The sequence below is a fragment of the Flavobacterium sp. Root901 genome, assembly GCF_001429765.1.
Classification (GTDB): Bacteria; Bacteroidota; Bacteroidia; order Flavobacteriales; family Flavobacteriaceae; genus Flavobacterium.
Window position 1 is genome coordinate 24,293 of the sequence record NZ_LMJB01000007.1, and the last position, 17,667, is coordinate 41,959.

Here is a 17,667-nt window from a genome sequence, read left to right on the forward strand (position 1 = left end):
TATTAGAATTTTACATTTAGCGCTACACCATAGTTTCTTGTCAAAGGCATAGAAGCTCTTTCCATTCCCTGTGCATTGCTGTTTGAGTAATTAGATTCCGGATCAATATTGGGCACTTTGTCATAAATTGTCCATAAGTTATGAGCAGAAAAAGCTAAACTAATGGATTGAAATGGCGTTTTTTCGATATAAGCTTTTGGAAAATTATAACTAAAAGAAATTGCTCTTAATTTCACAAAATCAGCATCATACACAAAGTTTGATGTTACATCACTATAACTTCTCCAATAATTGTATGCAGATACAGTAGTGTTTACAGGTGCACCGTTTACATCTGTACCACTTACCTTTATTCCGCCTTCACGACCAGGAAGTGTAATTTCTGATAATCCGTAACGGGTTCCTAACTGGTTTGTAGCAGAATAAATCTCGCCTCCAAATTTAGCATCGACGAAAACCGAAAGTGTGAAATTTTTATATGAAAAATCATTTGAAAGTCCCATCGAAGTTGGCGCAACACCTTGTCCTGCAATAATTAAATCTCCTCTCTGGAATCTTCCGTCTGAGCTTAACACGATATTTCCGTTTGCATCTCTAAGGTAATCGTAAGCTTTGATTACTCCAAAAGGCTGCCCCTTTTCCAAAACTACAGAAGCTCTTGCGTCTCTGTTTCCTTCGATTGATTTGGTATTAATTTTATCAGAAAGACTAACCACTTCACTTTCATTATAAGCAAAATTATAACCTATATTCCATGAAAATTTTTCTGTTTTTATTGCTTTCAGATTTATTGCGAACTCAATCCCTTTATTTAGTATTTCCCCAACATTAATTTTTGTTGTTTTAAATCCAGAGCCAATAGAAATATCCGCATCGGTAATATCCTTGGTTGTTTTTTTGCTGTAGAAAGTTAAATCAGTACTCAGTCTGTTATTAAAAAATGTGTTTTCAAAACCAAACTCAATAGTACTTACGTTATAAGGTTTTAAAAATTTGTTAGGAACCGTATCTCCGTTAATCCCCAAAATAGGCTGTCCCTGAGATTCTGTTTGTCCATCTGGAGCTATATAAGTCAGTATTAAGGCATAAGCTTCCGGCAATGCACCTCCTACGTTACCCCAGCCTGCTCTAATTTTTCCGTAAGACATCCATTCCGGTAATTTTATTATTTCAGAATAAACAAAACTTGTATTTACTGATGGATAAAAAGTTGTATTATCATCTACATATAAAGTTGAAAACCAATCCTGACGACCTGTTAAACTCAAAAACAAGAAATCTTTATATCCTAAATCGGCAGAATAAAAAAGAGAATTTACCTCACTTTTAGAGTATAATTTTTCTGTCTTGTCAGGCTGTGTATTGGCATAAAAATATTTGAACGGAACTATAAAATTGGTTCCTCTCATTTTTATACCACTATATCTGTTATCCTGACGGTTTGCTCCGATAAAAGCATCCAGAGTAAGATTTTTAACGATATCTCCTTTGTATCCTAAATAACCGGATGCATTAAATTCTGAACGGTTTTCTACTCTGTTTTCATAACTTCCTCCCGGAGAGTAGTTGATTCCGGTAGGTTCAATTTCAGTATATTCATAATTAATATCATCAACACCTACGACACCTTTTGCGTAAATTTTATCTGTAATATTATAAGTCACTTTTGCAGAACCAATAAAACGTTTTCTAAGATCACTATTTAACGGCTGGTCTGTCGCAAAGTAAGGATTGGTATGATAAACGTTTGAAGCAAAATAATCTTCTTCGCCGCCGTTTGCATCATACGGATTACTGATCCATCTTATGTCATTACTCGGAACCATAAAAGTGGTTGGAAAAGACGGATTTCGGGGTGAATCATTTAAATAAGGCCTGTTTTTACTTTTCTCAGAAATGTATTGAGCATTTGTCTCAATATTTATTTTTTTGTTTGGAGAAGAGTTTAAACTCAAATTGACATTATTTCTTCCGAAATTTGTTCCCGGCAAAATAGATTCATCTTTAGTATTTCCAAAAGACAATCTGAAATTTGTTGTTTCATTTCCACCAGAAATTGCCAGAGTGTTACTAAAAGAATATCCGGTTCTGTAGAAATTCTCAACATTGTTTTTTCCATAGGCTTTATACGGTCTTGTTACTCCGTCAATTGAGATAGCAGGCGTTCCGTCATATTTGTCACCCCATGCAAAATAGTAAGAATCCCTAAGTTCCTGCAGGTTTGTAAATCTTGTTGGCACATTTGTATTTACATCCGGAGCTCCTGCTCCATACTGATCCTGCCAGTGCAAAAGGCTTGCTGGTGTATTAAAAGTAGAATTTGTACTAAAATCTACGCCAATTCCTGTTCCGTTTTTACCTTTTTTCGTAGTAATTAAAATAACACCGTTTGATCCTCTGTATCCATAAAGAGCAGAAGCAGAACTCCCTTTTAAAACCGAAATTGAAGCAATGTCATCCGGATTAAAAGACGACATTCCGTCACCTTTATCGGCTCCTCCATACATTCCGGCATTTCCCTGCTGAGTGTTGTCAATCGGAATTCCGTCTACAACATACAACGGCTGGTTAAGTCCCGAAGCAGAAGTTGCACCACGAATTACAACACGGCTCGAACCGGATGGTCCTGTAACAGGTGCAGAAACGTTTACACCGGCAATTTTTCCCTGAAGTGCATTTCCTAAGTTAATTTCTTTATTTTTTGTCAGGTCCTCCCCTTTCAATTCTCCAACTGCATATCCTAAACTTTTCTTTTGTTTTTTAACTCCAAATGAAGTTACGACAACATCTTTTAATTCTTGTGTAGTTTCATTTAATACGGCTGAAACTCTGTTTTCATTTTCCTGAACAACTACTGATTTTGATTCAAATCCCATAGAAGAAATGTTCAAAGTCACTCTGCCTTCCGGAACATTCATTTTAAATCGCCCTTCGGCATCTGTAATTGCGCTAAATGGTTTTCCCTGAACTTCAACCGATGCGCCAACAATAGCTTTGTTTTCTGCATCTGCCACTATTCCTGTTATTAGTCGGTTTTGCGCCGCCGCACTCAGGCCGCATAACAATACCATTCCTAAAACTGCTAATATTCGTTTCATAAGCATTCTTTTTGGTTATTTGTTTTGATTTGATTTGTTTACTTGTTTTCTGTGTTAATTATTAATAAAAATTTGAACTATATAGTAATATGAGCTTTTCAATATTACATATTTTTATGTTAAAAACCTTATTATAATGATTACTCAAAGTCAGTAAAATAAGGGAATATTTAACTAAATCGTTTTAGTGATACAGATAAAAAAAACGTTGTTTAGTATCACGTTGTCATTCTAAAATTGATCTGCTTTAAACCGATTCTCTTATAATAAGCTTTCCTTTTTGCAGCACTTTTTGTATTTTACAATTCTCCAGATTTGTCATTTGATCCATTAATAGCTGAATAGATTTAACGGCAATCTCTTCTATTGGCTGTGCAATAACCGAAATTGTGGGCGTATGCAGTTTAAAACTATCATGGTCGTCAAAACTTATTACTGCAATATCGTCTGGAATTATATATTTTAAACTTCTAAAAGCCTGAAGCCCGGCAAGACCTAAATAATTGGCCAGAAAGAGAACTGCGTCAATATTTCGGTTTTCTGAAAAGAATTTAATAATAGAATCAATTCTGCTTTCTTCATTAGTATTATAATCCAGATATAACGAATATTCGTTGTTATAAATTCCGGCTTCTTTCAGTGCATCAGCATATCCTTTTTCCCGTAACTTCATCTGGATCATTCCGGATTTATTATTGACAACTGCTATATTTCTGCGCCCTTTGCTAATTAAAAACTGAGTAGCAGCATATGATCCCTCATAGTTATCCATAACAACATGACTCACTTTTTGATTAGCAAAATGCCTGTCGATTAAAACTACAGGTTTTTGCATTTTTAAAAGCATTGTGATTGTTTTTTCTAAATTTTTGGTTGGAGTTATAATAAAACCTTCAACGTTTGCCTGCAAAAGACTCTGCACCAGTTCTTCAGAGCGGTCATTGTTATCACTGGTACTGCAGTAAAAAACCCTGTAATCGATATTCCTGGCTTCGTCTTCAATAACACGCGCTAAATCAGCAAAGAACTGATTTGAAATATCTTCTACAATAAGTCCAATCGAGCGCGTTTTTCCGGTTCTCAGGCTGCTGGCAATCATACTGGGTTTGTATTGAAGCTTTTGAGCAACCTGCTGCACTTTTTTTATCACAGCCGGACTAATTGCCATTTTTTCACCTTTCCCATTAATTACAAAAGACACTGTAGAAATAGACACTTCTGCCTGGTTAGCAATATCTCTTATTGTAATCTTTTTCATCGGGCGTGTAAATTATTGTGGCATATTTTTATTACATCACAAATATATACAAATGAAACTTACAAAATCGTTTTAGTAAAATTTATTTTTAATAAATCGTTAATTTATTCCCAAAATAAAAAGAAATAATCAGCACATACAGGTTTTTTATCAGTTATTGTTATTTTGACTTTATTGCTATTTCTAGTTGTATCTGCTGATTTGATAAGTTTTTGATGTAGTAATTTGAGATTTGTAATGGTGATTTTTAAGAAAAATATCTCGTTCATACATTACAAAATGAAGTAAAAAGTGCCTAAAGAATAAATATTCCTCAGACACTTTTTTATTGAAACTTTATGTGAAAGTTTGAAGTTTAGATTGTGGAGTTTATTGCGAAGATTTCTCGTTCCTCTAAATGAAGATTGTGTCGAAAATATTGAGTAGTAAATTTGTAAAAGTTTTAAACTTTAACAAGATGTCAAAATCTACATTCTAAAATCTAAAATCCTAAATAACCCCCATTTTCTGCATCAAAAAAGTGGCGCTTTTGTTTTTACAAATTCCGCTGCGGAGTTTATAATCAAAATGAAGTTCGTTGTTTTGAATCTCAACTTCAAAACACTGATTCGTTAAAACATCCGGATATTCATTTGTTGTTAAACACACTTCAATATCATGTGTGGCAATCGCTCCAATAGCTTTTTTACTAATGACTTTTTTAACCACTTCGATAGTTCCGTTCCGCTTGTCATCAGAATTTGTTCCGCGTAAAATTTCATCCAATAAAACAAAAGCCGGACGTTCTTCTAAAGCATCCATAATCTGTTTTAACCTTTTAATTTCGGCAAAGAAATACGATTCACTATCCGCAAGCGAATCTGACAATCGCATTGAAACCAATACTTGAAGTGGATGAATAGTAGCTTTTGAAGCACAAACAGCTGAACCAATTCCGCCTAAAACCATATTGATTCCTAAACTTCTTAAAAAAGTACTTTTTCCGGACATATTTGATCCCGTCAAAATCATAAAAGATTGAGGATAAAAATGAGTGTCATTACCTACTCTGGTTTCGGGATTCAGCAATGGATGGCTTAAATTTTCGAAACTTATCTTATATCCTGAGTTGATTTCCGGAAAAACAAAATCAGGGTTATTATAACTCAGATTTGCCAAACTATTTAAAGCTTCAAATTCGCCAATTATATTTATCCAGTTTTCCAGTTCATCAGAATAATCATTTTTCCATTTTAAAAGCGCCCTTAAAACATGCAGATTAAACAGAAAGGTACCATTAAACAGAATTGCTGTTACAAAGTTGCTCACCGTATCCATTCTCGAAAACAATTCAGATAACTGCTTTAAATGAGAACTTGCAGCTGCATTTTTAAAAACTAACTGACTTTGCAATTCTGTTAACTTCTTAGATTCAAAGTTTTCAGTTTCGATCTTTTTAATCAGTAAACTATAATATTTAATGGTTTTATCAATATTATCAGCTTTTGCAATTTCAGATTGAATTCGTTTTAATGCTCTTCCTAAAACTATTAAATTAAAAATAAAAATATAGGTTGCGTACGATAAAAGAATCGCTTTTGAAGTTATAAAATAACCAATAATAAAACCGAAAAATAGAATTGGAAGAATAATTGAGAAGGAAACTAAAACTTTAGATAAAGAATTATTTTTAAATGAAATCCAATGAATTAATGAATCATACGAATTTTTACTATCATTACTGACAGCAGCAAGGGATTCAAAAGACTGACGCCAGTCTATTTTGTTTTTTAATTCTTCTACGGCTTCCTGATTTTCAAGAATGGTTTCGTTAGAAAAAAGAGTAAGCAGTTTATGTGCTAATGTTTTTTTGCCAATAAAAGTAGCAGTTCTGTTTAAATTCTGAAATAAAGAATGCTCTCCAAAAATATCTAAATCGTAAGCATAAGGATGATGAAAATCGTTAAATTCTATTCCATTTTCAAAAAAAAGCTTTTCTCTTTTTAAGTATGATATTTCATCTTCATTAATCTTTAAAACCGCTTTGGTTAATTCTCTTTCAAAAGACAATTTTGAATGGATTCGCATTAAAAAAAGAAAACCGGCAAAAGATAAAAAAGCAGGCAGCATATATATTGTTTCGCTGGTTTTGATGTAATAAAACAACATAAACAAACAAAAAAATATGCTCAAAAGCCTTAGCAGACTTATACTATTATATCTTTTGCTGATTTTATTAAAAATTTTTGAATAGTGTCCGACCTTACTTAAATATATTTCCATTTCAAAATTTACTGAAATACAAATATAGGTTTTACACTTTCAAAATTTAAGGTGTCAAAGTAGAATTTATTTTTCATGCATGATCAAAACTGGAATAGAAACTTCTTTAGTGATTTTTTTGCTAAATCCGGAATCGAAAATACTTTCAAAAAAAGATCTTTTGTGTGTAATTGTGGTCAAAATATCAATGTCTTTATAGAGAATAAAATCCAGAATTGTTTCTTTGACATCGTCACTTGGCAAAACCAGGAATTCTACATTTTCGCCTGCAAATTCAACTTCCCATTCTCTAATAGTAGCGTCAGGAACATCAGAGCTTGAAGTTTTCACGTACAGGCTTTTCACTTTTGCTTCTGTTTTTTTGGCTATTTTGAGCACTTTTTTAAGAACACTTTTGTCTTTTTCGCGATATCTTGTCGTAAAAGCAATCGTTTTGATTTTCTTAAATTTAGCATCGGTAGGAACACATAAAACCGGAACATTGACTTCTGAAATTACAGAATTTGTGTTAGAACCGGTAAAGAATTTTGTCCAGTCAGAACTTCCTGTTGTTCCCATAATTACAAAATCAATCTCGTCTTCTTCTACTGCATTTTTTAAGTTATAAATCAAATCACCATCCATTAAACGGTGTTTTATTACAATATCATCAAGTTTTCGTTCTGCTGCAATGGCCCTTAATTTTGGAATTTCATCTTTAAACATTTCAAATTTGGCCAATTCGATAGAACTGTATATAGAAGCATAATTCTCCGGAAAAAACTGGCTGTCATAAACCGGAATCTCAAACGTATGTAATAAAATAAGTTCTGCTTTGACAATTTTAGCAAATTCTAAAGCGTGAACAAATGCGTTCGTTGCTGCTTCAGAAAAATCTGTTGGGAATAATATCTTTTTCATTTTACTTCAGATTATAGGTTTGTTACTCAAATTTAATCATTCTAAACCCAAAACAACCTGATAATTATCAGTAATTTAACACTTAATAATTTCTTAATAAGTCTTTAATTTCAACCCCAAATTAACCTATTCTGCTAATCATTAAGACTTTAGAATTTTCTGCTTTTTTCTTACCTTTGCAACATGATAAATCAAGATTCTATAGTTGCATTAGCGACTCCGTCAGGAGCCGGGGCTATTGCTGTAATTCGAATTTCCGGAGCCGGGGCTATTTCGATTGGAAATTCTGTTTTTAAATCTATTAAAAATAAAGACCTGACGAAGCAAAAAACACATACGCTGCATTTAGGTCATATTGTCGACAGTGAAAAAACACTGGACGAAGTTTTGGTTTCTGTTTTTAAAGGACCTAATTCTTATACAGGCGAAGATACCATCGAAATATCCTGTCACGGTTCTACTTATATACAACAGCAGATTATTCAGTTATTACTGAGAAAAGGCTGCAGAATGGCCGATGCGGGAGAATTTACCCTGAGAGCTTTCCTTAACGGAAAACTGGATTTGTCGCAGGCAGAAGCTGTTGCCGATTTAATTTCATCGGATAACGAAGCATCGCACCAAATTGCAATGAAGCAAATGCGCGGTGGTTTTAGTAATGAAATTGCCAAACTGCGGGAGGAACTTTTGAATTTTGCTTCTTTAATTGAACTTGAATTAGATTTTGCAGAAGAAGATGTAGAATTTGCAGACAGAACGCAGTTTTATGAATTATTAAACCGTATTGAATTTGTTTTAAAACGTTTAATCGACTCTTTTGCAGTTGGAAATGTTATTAAAAATGGTATTCCGGTTGCGATTGTTGGCGAACCAAATGTTGGAAAATCAACGTTGTTGAATGCTTTATTAAATGAAGAACGCGCTATTGTTTCTGACATTGCCGGAACAACACGCGATACAATTGAAGATGAATTAGTGATTGGCGGAATTGGTTTCAGATTTATTGATACAGCCGGAATTCGTGAAACTAAAGATGTTGTAGAAAGTATTGGAATCAAAAAAACTTTTGAAAAAATCGATCAGGCACAAGTGGTTATTTATTTATTTGATGGTTTAAAGTTTAAAGCATCGAGTTCAGAATTTGTATCAGAAATTGAACAAATCAAAAATAAATATCCGTTAAAACCTCTAATCATTGTGGTAAACAAAAAAGATATTTTATCTGAAGGTGAAGTTTTAAATATTACCAGCAAGCTTGAAAATTTAAACGCAAAACTTTTATTAATTTCTGCGAAACAAAAAATTGGTGTTGAAGAATTAAAGAATGAATTACTTTCATTTGTAAATACAGGAGCATTGCGAAATAATGAAACAATTGTAACTAACACAAGACATTATGATTCCTTGTTAAAAGCTTTAGATGAAATTCAGAAAGTAAAATTTGGCCTCGAGACAAATCTTTCCAGCGACTTAATTGCACTGGATATTCGTGAAGCTTTATATCAATTTGGTCTTATCACAGGTCAGGTTTCAAATGATGAATTACTGGGTAATATTTTTGCTAATTTCTGCATCGGAAAATAATCCAGCAATTATACAGACAAAAAACAAATCGTAAACTTATAATTTCTCTTCCATAAATTAATGACTGTACAAGATTTAGCCGGCGATTATTCTATTTCAGGAAGCAATCAGGATGAAGGCAATCAAGTAACTTATAAAGGCATTTTGAGTCTTTCCCTGGATCAAAATAACCGAATTATTGCCCGATGGGTAATTAACAATTCACAAATACAAAAAGGCCATGGCTTTTTTAAAGATAATATTCTGGTAATTAATTTTAGTTACAAAGGAGACGATCATAAAACCTATAAAGGCGTTGTGGTATATAAATGCATTACCAAAGATATTTTGGACGGTTTTTGGTCAGAAAAACACGGAAATCCTCTTTATTTAGGAACCGAGCATTGTTTGAGACTTCAAAGTACAGAAAAGTTAAATTAATCTTTTAGAAAAAAGTTCAGAAGATGTCGAAGCTAATTTTTTAATCAGCTTTTTAAATTTCTTACCGGAGACTTTCTCTGCCTTCGTTTATAATATCCTCAACATTTCTCAGAACATAGTAAAACTATTTCAAGTTTGTTTTTAAAATCTTCATATAAAAACAACTTGAAAATCAGCCGAATAAATTTAAATCTCATTGATATTATATAAAATTCTACGTATTAACTATAAAATCATAAGCCGAGAAGATTATAAATTTGATAAAAAGCTAAGCAGGTAAATTAGGGATGAAAATAATACCTTATTTACTGTATAAACTGAAGTAATTTTTAAAATTGAATTATATAACAGTGTGTTTTATTTTAATTTTCTAAATAATAAGAAAAATGTAATGAACTGTGAATTATGTAATTATAAAACTTTTAAATATAAAATTATTACAGGATAACGGACATAAATTTACATCCCGTTTAATTTTCGTACAATCACAGAACAACGGAGCCTAAATACACAAACAAACTTAAACTACTATACTATGAATTATGATGAAAGAGAAAATTTTCCATTCAACGAAGTGGATTTTCAAAATGACGAATTAAAATTTAGCAGACAAGAATCTCATTACTCTTCCTTGTATGATTCAATTACTGTATGCAGCGATCATGAAATCGGCCGTTATTTTAGAGGCCAGTGCAACGCTACCGCTTGGGATGATGAAGATTTAGATGATAACCTGGAAGAAGAAAACGCTTATTATGAAGAAGATGATTCATTAGAAAGTATGGATCGTCCTTTATAAATCCTTATATTAAATAATAAAAAAAGCTATCCGATTTAGATAGCTTTTTTTATTTTTCTGGTTTAGTTTGGTTTTTATTTAAAGACAGTAACTGCGTGAGTAAGATTTTCATTAGAAATAAAAGCGGCAATAAAATCTTTAACTTCATTTCTGCTTTCAACCGGAGTTTCAAAAGAGTTTATATGATACTCATCATCCTGATCTAATATGTGTATGATCTCCGTATAGCCTTTGGAAATTAAACTGCCTTTTAACTTAATTACATTAAACTGCTCGCGTCCGTCTAATTCTTTACGTACTTTTAGTTTTATAGCTCTTTCCATATATTAATATTTAAATTAATTCCTTAACTATTTCTTTATCAAATATAAACATTCAATTAAGAGATCAGTAGAAATTTAAATACTAGTTATCAACTGTTTATCAGCATATTATCAACAATTGATTTTTCATAAAGAAATCTATTTTTTAAGTTTTATGACTTTCGTTTTTATTTTAAGACGGATTAATCTGCACCATTCTGCTGTAATCTTTTAAATATTTATCAGGGTCTGATGCTGCGTATTCATTTTCCGGTTCCGGAATTAAATGAATCTGAGAATCGCTTATCGATATAATGGCAGAGCATACATAAATTCCTATTTTTCCTTCGCTGTATTTAAAATCTAACAAAGTCAGTTTTACAATTTCGTTTATCGAAAGTTCGTAGTAATTTCCATAACGGATAATCTTAAAATAAATTTGTTTGTCTTCTCCTATCTCAAATTGATTGGTTTGGATATTTTCAAAAATGAAATTATTCTTAACATCTTTTTCGTTAAAACCCCACGCTCTAAACTGCACAAAACCATTCATAAAATCAATCGAAATATAATATCCTGTTCCTTCTTTATCGCATTCAATAACAAATCCGGTTTTTCCCATACCTTCTACTGCAAGTGTTCCTTCCCAGACAAAATCTATAGAAGGTTTTTCAAAACAATAAATTTCGTAACCGCTTCGGCATCCAAAACGCCATTTGTTTTCATTTTCCTGAAGAAAATCTGCTGTTGGATTTCCTAAAATGGGCACCGGCTGAGGAAGATCCTTTTGCAAAATAGTTTTTTGATAGAGATTTTCCCAAAAATAATAGGTCTTTAATAAAAGTCTGCCGCTCTTATCAATATCAAGTTCTTTTGGAGGCGGAATAACGCGATGCGTATTTACATCGCCGTCGGCAAAATAAAAATTATACACTAAAAAATGACTGCCGTCTTTTACAACCCTTGCTGCATAATTTCCTTGTGGAAGCAGTACATTATTATGAAAAGCACAATATTCGCCTTTAAATTCCGAAGCCGACCAATAACGTACTTTAATGTCTTCGCGAATAGAACCAAGCAGATAATAAGTACCTTTAATTTCTATTACACAAGGACATTCAACATCATCATAAACATAAGGAAAATGCAAAGGTTTTTGAAGAACAAAACCTTCCTTTTCTCTTTTTGCAACTCCAATACAGCCACGTCTGTAAATTGGTCCCGAAGCACTTCGGGCACAAATTAAGAGATAATCTTCTCCTTCATAAGTATATTTAAACGGATCCCTGAAACTGATCCATTCGCGCGGATTATTTGAAAAACTTTCATAATGCGGTGCTTCACTTTTAAAAGGCAGACCCTCGAAATTCTCTTTTGTCCAATGAATTAAATCTGATGAAACGGCTCTTCCTATTTTCTGCTCAATTCCTTTATCCTGGCGTTTTAAGCCTGTATAATACATTTCATAGCCTTTCTTGTCAGATCTTTTGCTCACATGCATAGTCCAGAGCATATCATCATCCCATTCTCCCGGATCGCCGACAAAAATGGCATTTTTTACTCTTTTCCACGAAAGCCCGTCTTTTGATACTGCATGCGCAATATAATCGTGATTGGGAATAATCAAATGAAATAAATGATGTATTCCTTTTTCATCTATAAATACATCAACATCTCCAATTTCCCAATTGCTAAATCCTGAACCTGAATACATTTATTACTTATTTAATTTGTTAGTATGAATTTTTAAACACATAGAAACATTGATTTTTGAAGCTTAAAAAAGTGAGAAAATCTGTTTTCTTTTAATACTCTTTTATTTAGAATATAATCCTGTGTTTCTATGTGTTTAAATTTTAAGATTCTAAGTCAAAGTTTTGCACTTAAACAAAGTTGACCTCTTATTTAATTATTTTATAATATTTTAATCCTTCTAAAATTCCTTCAGAAGCAGATGTTTTGGCAACATAAATACTTTTTGTTGTTTCATATTCTGCTAGTTCTGCACTACGGTTTCCAACAATAATTCCTTTTACAGGACCCCGGAACATATCGATATCATTACCTGAATCTCCTGCCGCAATAACATTTGATAAAGAAATATTCCATTTGCGGCATAAAAATTTTATGGCATTTCCCTTTGAAGCTCTCTTCGGAATAAAATCTAAAAACTGACCGTGACTCGGAATAATATTTACTTTATACCATCCACTGCCCAAAACCCGGATTAATTCTTCATGATTATAATCTTCCTTTTTATAGTAATAAGATATTTTATAAGGATTCTGCGCCTCATCTTCTTGTAATGTAATCCATTTGACTTCTTTCAAACGTTCTGTAATTTCTTCTCTTTTCCATCTTCCCGAAAGAAATTTTGCCCAGCCTTTATCTAAAATATAATCGTTACCATTTGTATAATAAATCTCAGTTCCAACAGAACAAATGATAAAATCCGGAAGCGGAAACTGTTCTTCATTTATTACTTTTTTAACCAAAGCTAAATTCCTTCCGGATGCCATTGCAAAGGCCATTTTATCTGTGCGATTGGTTAAATGCGTTTTTAGCTGCTTTAATCCCGGATTATTCAATTTTGGTTCGATGAGCGTGCCATCAATATCGGAAACCAGGAGATTTTCGATTTTTCTTTTTAAACGGTCAATATTGATATTAGGATAATGTTGTTTTTTAATTCCAGCCCCGGAGGATAAAGATAAATTTTCATTGACCAGCTCTACATAATGATTGACGTGGCTTAACCAGCTGTAATGTTTTTGAATGTTGATGGCACCATTATTAGAATAATATTTCCACTGATTTTCATCTGTCAGGATATTTCGCAAAGCTTTTTTAATTTGATTTTCATCCTGAGGATCTACCAATTCTCCGTTCTGGCAAACCGGAATTATTTCTGAAGGACCGCCATTTTTAGTAACCACAACCGGCAGTCCTGAGCTCGCTGATTCTATAACCGTTAAACCAAAATTTTCATGAAGTGCGAGATTTACAAAAACACCCCTTTTTTCTGCTGCATAACGGTAAATAATAGAAACTTCGTTTTCTACATCGTGTTTTTTCGGGATTGCCATTTTTCCGTACAAATCATATTTATCCATTTGCAATAGCAAATCGGTCAGAACATCTTTTTCAGATTCCGGCATTTTGGCAATATCTTTTCTGATTCCGGCAAAAATGACCAGATTGGCGATACTTTGTAATTCTTTATCTTTTCCATAAACATCAATAAGTGTATGGAGATTTTTATGACGATCCGGCCTGGAAAGTGCTAGAATAAAAGGTTTATGCGGATTAGTAAGGAATTTAGAAATAGTTTCTGAAACCCAGTATTTACGCTGTGTTTCTTCTAAATGTTTTTCATTATCCGATTCCTGAAAATAATAAGGAACAAATTTTCTGGTATCGATTCCGGGTGAAATGGCGTGGTATTTTCCAAGCTCAAAATTTTTATAGGCTTTATAAGTTTCGATTTCCTGCTCTGTTGAAGTAACGATAAACTCTGAAAGTTCTAATGTTTTTTCTTCAGCAGCAATTCTCGCTTTAAATTTAAATTTCTTTTCAAGTTCTTCTTCAGAAAAACCACTTTCGAGTAATTTTTTCTTTTTGTAAAATCCCAAAGAATGTCCTGTATGCGCAAAAGGGATATTCAGGATTGATGACAGCTCTGCGGCAGCATAACCGGCATCTCCGTAATGAGAGTGAATCCAGTCCGGAAAAATATTGTGCTGTTTGATATGCTGTACTACACCATTGACAAAAGTGTCCAGACCTTCCCACAACTGCTCTTTTGATTTGTATTTTTTTCCTAAAAAGGGAATTCTTCGTATATCTAATTTATCATTTATAACTTCAACCGGAACAGCATATTCCGGCGAAAGAGACGGATCATCAATTAATCTGGTAAATAAATGAACATGTTCTACATCTTTATGCTGCGATAAAAACTCTGCAAGTTCATAAACGTATTTTGTTTGTCCGCCATTATCAGCATCCCGGCCAATTTCCAGACCGGAACCTTTTAAAAGTCCGTGAATATTTATAATTGAAATTCGTAATTTTTTCATCATCAAGCATTATTATTTTGAAAGTTCAAGATACCATGCCCCTACAGATTTTGAAGAAATAATTCCAGTTTTAATTTACATATTTCCCACATTTACAAGCCTTCAATTGTTAAAGCGAACAGTTACAAAACCAGGATTTATCTAATTTCTTCATTTTTATAAATCTGGCAGAAACTTTCAACATGAGAATTATACAACAATATCTTAAAATTATGTAATTCGATTTTATTGCATACTCCTACTTTTCAGATAAAATACCTAATCAACAAATGTTTCACCAAGACATAAACCATGAAAATAATTTTACCAGTTTCCCAGCGGGTTATATTAAATTTAACTCTAAACGACAGCCGAGCCCCGCACTGCTATCATACAGATCGTAAACGTCATCAGAACGAAATTTTAATTTAAAAAGACATTATTAACGCTATAAGCGAATAATCATTTTTTTATGAATTTAAGTGAATTTCTTTTAGACAAGGAAGTAAAATACATTTTATTTAGCCATATTTTTTTTACATTTGAGTAGAAAAATTCACAATATTCATTTTAAACGGCTCTCATTTCTTTATTCTAACACCTAAATATTTATAATGAATTATAAAAATATATTGCAGATTGACGATGATGTTGATGATTGCGAATTTTTTATGGAGGCTTTACAGGCAGTTTCTAATGCTGATTATACAGCAATTCAGAATCCTGTTGAAGCACTCAATAAATTAATCCAGAAAGAAATTAATCCTGATGTTATTTTTCTGGATTTGAATATGCCTATAATGTCCGGTTTTGAATTTTTAATAGAAATTAAAAAACAAGAAGCTATTAAAAATATCCCTGTAATAATTTTTTCGACGTCACAATTTGAAGAAATTAAACTCAAGGCAAGAAATTATGGAGCTAACGAATATATTTCGAAACCAAGTGATTTCAATGAATTAAAAAAAATACTTAGCCATTATATCGTATAATGTTTACTGTAATATGTAATTCTGTCGACAATTTCATTTCGAATATTTTTTCGTTTTTTATTTTTTTTATTGTTAAACCATCGTGCCTTTGGTATTCTTAACAGAAAAACAATGAAATTATCAACTCAAATACTTTTGGCATTTACGCTTATTATTTTGCTTTCTGTTGCAGACTCGTATACCAATTACAGATTGTCACAAAAGGTGCATCTAAACTCACAATTTCTTTCAAAATCTGAAGCTGTAATTCGAAATTCAAACAAAACACACCGCGCCATTCTTGAAATGCAAAGCGCCGTGAGAGGTTATTTTTTGACTAATGACACAACATTTTTAAGCGAATATTATTCCGGAATAAAAAAAGTCCCTGAATTTTTAAAAGAACAGCGGTCACTTGTAGGCATCAACAATACACAGCGTTACATTGTAGACTCGATTAGTGAGCTCCATAATCAATGGCTTGATTATACTTCTGATTTAATTAAATCCAGAAATAGCAATCCTGTTGTGTATCAGACTCTTTTAGACAATAAGCTCAAAAAACACGTTGGTAAAAACATTAATGATGCCATTACAAAGAAGTTCAAGAGATTTGATAAAATCGAATATAAAACACGAAAATACCACAGTGAAATGCTTCTGCAGTCTTTACATAAAACCAGGACTTATTCACTTATATTTTTATCGCTGACAATTCTTGTCGGCATAGCGAGTACGTCCTATATTGTAATTATGATTACAAACAGGATCAACTCTATGGTTCGTGTGGCAGATACAATTTCAAAAGGAAAATTTACCATAGTTGAAGATTACAGAAATGACGAACTCAGTGCACTGGCCTCCTCTTTAAACATAATGTCCCGACGGCTGGAAAAGAACATTCAGGAACTGGAAAACAAAAATGAGGAACTCAACAAATTTGCTTATGTGGTTTCTCACGATTTAAAAGCTCCATTACGCGGAATTTACAATGTTATAAGCTGGATTGAAGAAGATTTATCAAATGAACTTTCTCCAGTCCTTAAAAATTATCTTAGTATCATTCCGAAAAGGACACAACGTATGGAAGCCTTAATTAACGGGCTTTTGGATTACGCCAGAATAAACAGAAAAACACCTTCGGAATTGGTTGATACAAATGCTTTGGTTCATGAAATTTCACAATCTATTGTTCCGAGGAAATTCAAATTAGATTTTATTAATCTTCCTGAAATTTTTACAGAACGTTTAAAACTGGAGCAGGTTTTTTCTAATCTGATCAGTAATGCTGTAAAATATTCAAAAGCAGAAAATCCGAGGATAGAAATCAGGTGCGAAAAAATAATGAACGTTTATGAGTTTTCTGTAAAGGATAACGGCATTGGTATTGACCCTGAATATCATCAAAAAATATTTGAAATATTTCAGACGCTTCGCGAAAAAAATGAAATGGAAAGCACGGGAGTCGGTCTTGCTATAGTAAAGAAAATAATTGACGAACAGGGAGAAACGATCAATGTACAATCAAAACTGGAACAAGGGGCACAATTTACCTTTACCTGGAGGAACAATAAAGCATCATGAGAAAACCAAACATTTTATTAATTGAAGATGACGAACTGGACACAATTTCAGTACAGCGGTCATTAAAAAAATTAGAAATTAAATATGTGCTTCATACTGCCTATAACGGACTTGAAGCATTAAAACTATTAAGGGATCCGGAAAATCCGCTTATTCCAGATGTAATTCTTCTCGATATTAACATGCCAAGAATGAACGGTATTGAATTTCTTGAAATCATAAGAGCAGATGAAAATCTAAAAAATCTAAACGTATTTATAATGACAACATCCTCCGAAAATAATGACAGGATTACAGCCGAAAAACTCGGAATTTCAGGATATATTATAAAGCCGTTAAATTATAACGACAACACAAAAAGACCCGATTCTATGGATGCCTTTGTGCAGTTTCATCTTAGAAAAATATTATTAAATGAAAATACATAAAGT

General features: G+C 32.6%; 13 protein-coding genes. 6 read left to right on the forward strand and 7 right to left on the reverse strand.

The annotated features are described in order from the left end of the window. Window positions 1-2: 2 nt before the first annotated feature. The 4 genes from ASE21_RS13580 to ASE21_RS13595 form a co-directional block, all read right to left on the reverse strand. Window positions 3-3,098 carry a SusC/RagA family TonB-linked outer membrane protein gene (locus ASE21_RS13580; protein WP_242410272.1) on the reverse strand — a complete coding sequence of 1,032 codons (3,096 nt, stop codon included), beginning with the start codon at window positions 3,096-3,098 and terminating at the stop codon, window positions 3-5. A gap of 247 nt (window positions 3,099-3,345) precedes the next feature. Further along, window positions 3,346-4,356: a LacI family DNA-binding transcriptional regulator gene (locus ASE21_RS13585; protein ID WP_057123228.1), complete on the reverse strand. Its 1,011-nt coding sequence runs from the start codon at window positions 4,354-4,356 to the stop codon at window positions 3,346-3,348. 489 nt (window positions 4,357-4,845) lie between these two features. Further along, window positions 4,846-6,618, reverse strand: coding sequence for a MutS-related protein (locus ASE21_RS13590; RefSeq protein ID WP_057123229.1), 1,773 nt, complete (start codon window positions 6,616-6,618; stop codon window positions 4,846-4,848). A gap of 66 nt (window positions 6,619-6,684) precedes the next feature. Next, on the reverse strand, window positions 6,685-7,518 hold the full coding sequence (locus ASE21_RS13595) for a universal stress protein (RefSeq protein ID WP_057123230.1): 834 nt from the start codon (window positions 7,516-7,518) through the stop codon (window positions 6,685-6,687). A 183-nt stretch (window positions 7,519-7,701) separates the two neighbouring features. Here ASE21_RS13595 and mnmE point away from each other — a divergent pair, with 183 nt between their 5' ends. From mnmE to ASE21_RS13610, 3 genes are all read left to right on the forward strand, one after another. Further along, a complete protein-coding gene (mnmE, locus tag ASE21_RS13600; RefSeq protein WP_057123231.1) occupies window positions 7,702-9,102 on the forward strand; it encodes a tRNA uridine-5-carboxymethylaminomethyl(34) synthesis GTPase MnmE in 1,401 nt (466 codons plus the stop codon). Between the two features lie 60 nt (window positions 9,103-9,162). Continuing rightward, window positions 9,163-9,522 carry a hypothetical protein gene (locus ASE21_RS13605; RefSeq protein ID WP_057123232.1) on the forward strand — a complete coding sequence of 120 codons (360 nt, stop codon included), beginning with the start codon at window positions 9,163-9,165 and terminating at the stop codon, window positions 9,520-9,522. A 535-nt stretch (window positions 9,523-10,057) separates the two neighbouring features. Further along, entirely contained in the window at window positions 10,058-10,321 is a 264-nt protein-coding gene (locus ASE21_RS13610) for a hypothetical protein (protein ID WP_057123233.1), read from the forward strand. Between the two features lie 74 nt (window positions 10,322-10,395). On the opposite strand, the gene ASE21_RS13615 is transcribed toward ASE21_RS13610, so the two are convergent. The 3 genes from ASE21_RS13615 to ASE21_RS13625 all read right to left on the reverse strand — a co-directional run bounded on the left by ASE21_RS13615 (window position 10,396) and on the right by ASE21_RS13625 (window position 14,705). After that, complete coding sequence (locus tag ASE21_RS13615; RefSeq protein ID WP_057123234.1) at window positions 10,396-10,644, reverse strand: hypothetical protein; 249 nt, start codon at window positions 10,642-10,644, stop codon at window positions 10,396-10,398. A 172-nt stretch (window positions 10,645-10,816) separates the two neighbouring features. Continuing rightward, a complete protein-coding gene (locus ASE21_RS13620) occupies window positions 10,817-12,337 on the reverse strand; it encodes a glycosyl hydrolase family 32 (RefSeq protein WP_057123235.1) in 1,521 nt (506 codons plus the stop codon). Window positions 12,338-12,524: 187 nt separating this feature from the next. Next, window positions 12,525-14,705, reverse strand: coding sequence for an HAD-IIB family hydrolase (locus ASE21_RS13625; protein ID WP_057123236.1), 2,181 nt, complete (start codon window positions 14,703-14,705; stop codon window positions 12,525-12,527). Between the two features lie 590 nt (window positions 14,706-15,295). On the opposite strand from ASE21_RS13625, the gene ASE21_RS13630 reads away from it, so the two are divergent. The 3 genes from ASE21_RS13630 (at window position 15,296) to ASE21_RS13640 (ending at window position 17,664) form a co-directional block, all read left to right on the forward strand. Next, entirely contained in the window at window positions 15,296-15,673 is a 378-nt protein-coding gene (locus ASE21_RS13630; RefSeq protein ID WP_057123237.1) for a response regulator, read from the forward strand. A 111-nt stretch (window positions 15,674-15,784) separates the two neighbouring features. Further along, on the forward strand, window positions 15,785-17,236 hold the full coding sequence (locus tag ASE21_RS13635) for an ATP-binding protein (RefSeq protein WP_057123238.1): 1,452 nt from the start codon (window positions 15,785-15,787) through the stop codon (window positions 17,234-17,236). Further along, window positions 17,233-17,664, forward strand: a complete 432-nt coding sequence (locus tag ASE21_RS13640; RefSeq protein WP_057123239.1) for a response regulator — start codon at window positions 17,233-17,235, stop codon at window positions 17,662-17,664. Before ASE21_RS13635 ends, ASE21_RS13640 begins: the two co-directional genes overlap by 4 nt. Window positions 17,665-17,667 lie beyond the last annotated feature (3 nt).